This window comes from Kocuria sp. ZOR0020, assembly GCF_000800955.1.
In the GTDB taxonomy this organism is placed as follows: Bacteria; Actinomycetota; Actinomycetes; order Actinomycetales; family Micrococcaceae; genus Kocuria; species Kocuria subflava.
Genome location: NZ_JROX01000264.1, coordinates 1 through 701, shown reverse-complemented (window position 1 = coordinate 701; position 701 = coordinate 1). Strand labels below are relative to the sequence as shown.

Below are 701 nucleotides of genomic sequence, written 5' to 3'. Positions count from 1 at the left end.
TCACCAACGCACCCGTGACAAGAACCTCATGCCCCACAACACCTAGAATGGGATGAACACCTTTGACCCGGAACAACGGCTGATCAGACACAGCCGCCAGGAGGATCCAGCCCGTGAGCAGCATTACCGTGAACGTGACCGACCGCGACGGCGCCCGCACCGAGGGTGTGCAGTGGGAGGACCACGAGTCCTTGATGGAGGCGTTGACGCGCAACAAGTTCCCCATCCTGGCAACCTGCGGTGGCAACGCATCCTGCTCCACTTGCCACTGCTACTTGGGCGCCTCCGCGCAGACCGCCGGGGCCAAATCCCCGATCGGTGACGAGGAAGAAGACGTCCTGGACATGCTGGATGACACCCGCCATGAGGACTCCCGCCTGACCTGCCAGGTCGAGTGGTCGGAGGATCTGGACGGGGCAGAGGTGACCATCGCCCCCGAATGGTGATCACCCGCACTGCCCAGCGCCCGATTTTGGACGTTTGCGGCGTGTTGAAACATCCAAACTCGGACACTCGGCGGTCCCGGTTGACCGTCCCTGAACGGAGCACGAGTCGTGACCACCAGCTACCCAGCACAGACCACCCCGGCACAGCAGTCAGCCACACGAGCACAGGACCTTCTGCGTGATGACCTGACCACCCGCGCGGCCTACATCTCCGATGCCTCGATCTACCGGCGATTGCCTGCTGCCGTTGCCGAG

Annotated in this window: 1 protein-coding gene; it reads left to right on the top strand. The window is 63.2% G+C overall.

Translation table 11 applies throughout. From position 1 onward, the window contains the following. The first annotated feature begins 113 nt into the window (after positions 1 to 113). Positions 114 to 446 (top strand): 2Fe-2S iron-sulfur cluster-binding protein, encoded by a 333-nt coding sequence (locus L979_RS12790; RefSeq protein ID WP_047692593.1) that lies wholly within the window; start codon positions 114 to 116, stop codon positions 444 to 446. The last annotated feature ends 255 nt before the right edge of the window (positions 447 to 701 follow it).